A 5,954-nucleotide genomic window follows, 5' to 3' on the forward strand; every position below is an offset into this window, starting at 1 on the left:
GCGCACCCAGGATTCTTGCCCAGTCTCAATCGCGTTGCCCACATGCCCACAGCAACCGCAGAAGAAGAAAAAAGGTTGAAGTCGCGATTCCAGATTGACCGCGCGGCTTGACCGATGCCAGAGAACCTAGGAAGCCAGAACGCTCGCCCCGGGCGAGATCAAATCGGAAAGGTGGGCGACATCGTCTCGGAATCGCCGGGGATATCGGTACACCCGGGCGACTTCGTCGGAATCCGCAGTGGAGATCGCGCAAGGCATTCTGGACGCGGCGCAGGAAAGAGCCGAGAAGGTCATCCAGGGTCGATCGCGCAGCGATCCGGATCGAGGCTCCCATCGCAATCGCGGCTGTCTGCCTGCCCATTTGCCGCGAGTGGAACGGATCATTGAGCCTGCGAGCACGCTCTGTCCGTGCGGTTGCGGCGCCATGACGAAGATCGGCGAGGACGTCAGCAAGCGACTCGACGTTGCGCAATGGCGCGTGCTGGTCACACGGCGCCCGAAATACATCTGTCGCCGCTGCTCGGGCCCTGTCGCACAGGCGCACGCACCAGAACACGTCGTGCCCGGCGGGCTGCCGACCGAAGCGGCTATCGCTCATGTGATCGTCTCCAAGTATGGCGACCACACGCCGTTTTATCGTCAGGCCGAGATCTATGCGCGTCAAGGCATTCGGCTTGATCGGGCGACTCTGGGCAACTGGTCCGGCCGCGCCTGCTTCCATCTTCAGCCTATCGCGGACCAGATGCGCCGCCACCTGGCCATGGCGGATCGCCTGTTCATGGACGAGACCACGGCACCGGTGCTTGATCCGGGGCGAGGTCAAACGAAGAAAGGCTACTTCTGGGCGATCGCGTCAGACGACCGTGGCCACAGCGGTCCAAGTCCACCGATCGTGTTGTTCCGATATGCCCCCGGTCGCAGCGGCGCGTTCGCGGAGCAGTTCCTGGACGGCTTTGGCGGAAGCTTCCTGCAATGCGATGCCTATGACGGATATGACCGGATGACCGAAGTCGTTCGACCGCAAGGGCCTTGGACGCTCGTGCATTGCTGGAGCCATTTGCGCCGGCGCTTTGTGAAATTAGCCCGCAACAGCAAGTCGCCGATCGCCGAGGCCGCCATTCGGCACATCGCCCAGCTTTACGCCATCGAAGCCATGGTGCGCAGCGCATTGCCGGACATCCGGCTGGCCGCGCGCAAGGAGCACTCGCTGCCCATGGTCGGCGCGTTGAAATCCTGGTTCGAGAAACAGCTGTCGATGATCTCCAGCGGTTCGACGCTCGCCGAGGATATCCGCTATGCGCTCAATCATTGGCAGGGGCTGACCCGCTTCCTCGAAGACGGGCGTCTCGAGCTCGACACCAACCCGGTCGAGAACGCCATCCGGCCGATCTGCTTGACCAGGAAAAACGCGCTCTTCGCCGGACATGAAATCGGGGCGGAAAACTGGGCTTTGCTCGCCTCGATCGTCGCCACCTGCAAACTCAACGACGTAAACCCTGCTGCCTACATCGCCGAAACACTCGAGGCGATCATCGACGGCCATCCCCACAGCAGGATCGAAGACCTCATGCTGTGGCGATTCCGCAAAGCGTCAAGCCCGCATCAATAGGGTGACGGCTAAGCGCTTACGCCTCAACGAAGTCAGCAGCTCGCAATAATTTCGCGTCCTCGTCGCGAGGCCGACCAACTGCAATCCGCCCGCGATGCCGCGGCCCGTAGGCAGCGTCAGGCAAGGCAGTTGCAGCATCCACCAGACACCGTTGAATCCCGCATCGCCCGTGATCGCAATCGGTGAACAGGCTCGCGCATCCCGCCCGCGCTTCATTCGCCCGCGCAATCCGACCTCATAAGACGTGGGCGTCGCGGACCGTCCGCATTCCTCGAATGCCTACCGCGTTTCCGGCTGGACTTCGTCGCGCCGATATAGGCGTTTCCAGGCGAACGCCTGGACCATGTCCCAGCCGTAAACTAGCCCAGGATTTCAGGCCACGAGGCCATGGACGCGGGCGAAGGAACATCGTGGATTCGCTTTCCGCCCTAGCTAATGCGTTCGCACTGTCTCTGCAAGTCCTGTGTCGCGGGATCGGGCGACCCCGAGGGCGAAGTGTGAAGCAAGCCGATGTGCGGGGTCTGCGGCCACGTCTCGGCCGCAATGCGACCACCCGTGACGACCGAAGCCAGCACCGATGTCAGCTACGCCGCGGGCGAGCACGCCCAGTGTGTCGAGCCCACCGGCCAAGGTCTTGATGCCTGTCACGTCGGCCTTGCCGTAGGTCGGCTTGTAGCCCACTGTCCCGAAGGAAGCAGGCCGGATTGTGGATCCCCAGGTTTGCGTTCCAAGCGCCCAGGGCACCATTCCGCAACGGCGGCTGCGGAGCCGCTGGGCGATCCCTCGGGCGTATGGGTCGGGTTGTGCGGATTCCGGGTCTTTTCCGAAGGTGCCGGCCCGAATTCCGTCGTGACCGTCTTGCCAAGAATGATTGCGCCAGCTGTCCGGCCAAGTGCGACACATGCCGCGCTCGAGGCAGTACCGAGCCAAGGTCTCGCTGGCTCTCCTGTCTCCATAGGGTGGTGCGAAGACCAACATCCTCTGAGAGGACACCTCAGTTCAGCAGTCTTGCCCCACTCCCGCGTAGTGGGTTCGTTCAATGCTGGCCGACATCGAGTGGAATCCGCAAGCCGAGCTCCTTTCCGCAGCGTATTTTCATTTCGTCTTCCTTGCCAATGTCTCCGGAGAGATCCCTTTAAAGAACAAGTTCGTGGTGGTTGTTCCGCTGCGGTGCCGAGACGCTCGCCGGCCATCGCGCTAACGCGCAGCGCCTCGGCGCCCGGCAAAGCGTTCACTGCCGTCCTCTATACCCTGAGCGGCACTATCCTATGTCCACTGTGTCGTGCCGGGTGGTGGACCTTCGGCCGAGCCCGGCACCTTGCTGCCGGTGCGCGTCCTCTCCCGGCTAGTTCGGCCGGTTTCTGCAAGAACCGCCAGCGGATGGGGAGCGTGGTTGCCATCCCCTTTGCGCACTCGTCTTTATCTGATTTGGTAGCTGAGCTAACGTGTAGCCGATGGTTTAATTCATCCCCAAAAGTCCACACGATCTCGGACCTTGCGCTGCGCCCCGAGTTTGATCGCACAGAAGTGTCGCATTCTCGAGTCCAGGCGAAGAATTGCGTCGTTACAGAACACCACATCGCGGAAATTCGACTGCGGAATCCCGTAGTGTCCCCACGGAACGGTCCGGGCTGACAAACAGTCTGGGACTCGGGAGGCACGCGTTAATCATTTTCGGAGGTGCGGTATGAAGAAAGAAAGGCAGTCATTCAGCGGGAAAATCGAGGAGGTCATCTACGCTCGCCTTGAGCACGGCGAAGACCTGCTTCGAGCCCTTTGGGACATCTGCGAGAAACACGATGTCAAAACCGGTGTCCTTCTGGACGCGACCGGCACGTTGGATACGGTTCGGCTGCAGCGGGCACCCCACCAGCCGCGAAAAGGAACGGACGGGATCGACATGGTTCAGATGCCTGGGTACCTGGAGGTGAGCGCTCATGGCCTCATTGGGATGGGCTGGGTTCCGGGCCCGTCGGTGCAACTGCCGCCAGCGTTTATGACTGAGATCGACACGGGCTTCGGTGCGGCAGGCTTCGTGGGACACAAGACCCCCTATTGCCACGTTCATATTACGGTGACGAACTCTTCGGAGACAGTCTGTGGCCACCTCATGGAGGGGTCAACGGTTTGCCGCAACAGTTATGACGGGAAAGCTGAAGTGCCGACTCACTTTTCAGTGGTCATCGCAAAAGTCTCCGGGGTCATTTTGAGAGCAAACATGGACATGCGCGGCATGTATCACGACATCATCCCGGCGTAGGCGTGCACAGTGCAGTCGGGCGTCAAAGCGAAGGTCCGACCGGTGGACGGTCTTCACCGTTCGGCAAAAGTGCCAGCCGGTCGACGTGGCCCACCACGGATTCTGGATTATCGATCATTCGGAAGGCCGCGCCATGCCAAAGGGACAGGGCAAGGCGTTGGCCGAACGCCGGAGGGGTCAGCAGGATATCTCTTCACTGATAATGGGCCGAGGATGTCGGGATAGATTACAGCAGCGTAGGGCTAGGCTGCGGTGGCCGTTGTGGGTCGCGTTTTCGCTCGAAGGCGGTGCGCCTGCGATAACTCTCCACGTTCACCTCAACATGTTGGCGTGGTGAACGAGAGGATCGACTCCTGCGGCGCTCGTTTCTGGGTCGCGCGTCCTCCGCCAAACATAGGCGCGAAGGAAGACCTGTTCCATTTGCCGAAGGCTGAGTTCCTCGAAGAGCCCGATGGTAAATCAATAGAAGCTCTCTCCATATCACTATGGGCAACTACGTCACCCACATAAAGCCAAGACAAAGCTTGGCAGGTTCGACTGCCGCATTATCATGTTCTCTTTACGCCGACGTTCGCGTCATGAATCAATCAATTCGAGGTCGGCATCTGCACCTACATCGACCGGCACAACAATCCGAAGCCTTCCTAGCGGACCAAATCCGCAAAGCAGATTTTGCCCTCCGCCAACCGCTTCTGCCACAAAGTTCAACAGACATTATGGGACGAAGTTTCGCTCACGTCACTAGATCCAACCCCTATTGATCTCTTCGGTCGCGACGCGGCTTCCGACATTGCGCAGCATTGGACTGAGGCAAGCATAGCCGAACAGCCCAGCGAGCACAATGAACTCGAAAAGAAACGGAGCCGGAGCGAAAACCTGACTGAGACACATCGCAAACGCGGCCAAAAGCACAATCATGACATTGACAGCCCCAATAGCTCCGGCTGCGCGGGACTGCTCCTTCATCGGAAGCGAAAGGGGCGCACCGACGATGAAGCGCGGTCGAGGAGAAGCCGAGGTTAGCAAGAGCGTAGCCCACGGTGGCCGTGGCATAGTCTGGCGAGAGGGCTATCAAGACGCTTGCGAGCGACGCCAGTCCCACACCCCATCGCAGCAGGACTTTAGGGTCATGCGAAACATTGGGATGAGACCCCAGAGCCCAAGTAAACGGCACCGGCGACCATCGCAATCTCGATATGAGTTTCGGCTGTACGCAGCAAGGCTTGGGCTGGGAGCTCAGGTAGCGCTTTGGTTGTTTTGTCGATGATCAGGAAACCCACGGTCTGTGCTAGCGCATTCTGGCAGGCCAAGAGCAGGAAGGCGTAAGCGGTGAATGGGTTAGGCTGGAGGGTTTACCTATTAACGACGATGAACGGCATTGCAGTGGCGATCAGGGCAAAGGCGTACAGCGGTCCTGCGAATTCAAGGACACCAATGATGAAGATTGTACCGGGCCAACCGCGGTCCAAAAAGGGTTAAGTTGCGCCGTCGAAGACCGACATCCAGTACGTGCGCTGGAGCGGCAACTGCGTCCGCGATACAGGTTTGACTCGGGGCTAAAGCCGCGCCGAAGAATCCAAAGATTGCACGACTGGCCCGGAATGATCCGAACACAATTATGGGATTTGCGAGACCCGGCAGGCCGGCCTTTACCACTCGGCCGCAGAGTGTCCTGGACACTACAAGAACGGCAAGGCCGAGGAGCTATGTTGGTGACGGAGGGAATGGGAAAGGCGGCATATCGTGGGGTGCTTGACGCCTCCACTTCTCCACCGAAGGAGCGATATGCCGTGTCCAAAGATAACATCATCAAGCTGATTCAGCCAGGAAACGTCGCCGATCAACTCACAGAAGTCTTGCGCAACGGGGCACGTGCCCTTCTGGCCCAGGCTGTCGAGGCCGAGGTTGAGGACTTTCTCGGCAAGCATGCCGATTTGAAGACCACGGATCGCCACCAGTGCGCAATCCGATGCAAGCCGGCCACTGATTCCGACGCAATCCGGCCACCGATTCCGACGGAAGTCGGCCACCCATTCCGATCGAAGCCGGCCCCCTGTTGAGACCGGCCTGACGCTCTCGAAGACG

The 5,954-nt window shown here is 60.0% G+C and carries 3 protein-coding genes and 2 pseudogenes; 4 read left to right on the plus strand and 1 reads right to left on the minus strand.

All coding sequences use genetic code 11. The features are described from left to right. Positions 1 to 157 precede the first annotated feature (157 nt). Positions 158 to 1,609, plus strand: a complete 1,452-nt coding sequence (gene tnpC, locus P0R31_RS40350) for an IS66 family transposase (protein ID WP_430516899.1) — start codon at positions 158 to 160, stop codon at positions 1,607 to 1,609. Between the two features lie 432 nt (positions 1,610 to 2,041). On the opposite strand, the pseudogene P0R31_RS40355 reads toward tnpC, so the two are convergent. Then, positions 2,042 to 2,565, minus strand: a pseudogene (locus tag P0R31_RS40355) (amidase family protein). A gap of 83 nt (positions 2,566 to 2,648) precedes the next feature. Here P0R31_RS40355 and P0R31_RS40360 point away from each other — a divergent pair. The 3 genes and pseudogenes from P0R31_RS40360 to P0R31_RS40375 form a co-directional block, all read left to right on the plus strand. Next, complete coding sequence (locus tag P0R31_RS40360; RefSeq protein WP_275521149.1) at positions 2,649 to 2,810, plus strand: hypothetical protein; 162 nt, start codon at positions 2,649 to 2,651, stop codon at positions 2,808 to 2,810. A gap of 486 nt (positions 2,811 to 3,296) precedes the next feature. Beyond that, positions 3,297 to 3,869, plus strand: a complete 573-nt coding sequence (locus P0R31_RS40365; RefSeq protein ID WP_275521151.1) for a PCC domain-containing protein — start codon at positions 3,297 to 3,299, stop codon at positions 3,867 to 3,869. A gap of 1,790 nt (positions 3,870 to 5,659) precedes the next feature. Beyond that, a pseudogene (locus P0R31_RS40375) lies at positions 5,660 to 5,839 on the plus strand (IS256 family transposase); the annotation flags it as partial. Positions 5,840 to 5,954: the final 115 nt, after the last annotated feature.

The sequence above is a fragment of the Bradyrhizobium yuanmingense genome (assembly GCF_029167105.1).
GTDB lineage: Bacteria > Pseudomonadota > Alphaproteobacteria > Rhizobiales > Xanthobacteraceae > Bradyrhizobium > Bradyrhizobium yuanmingense_A.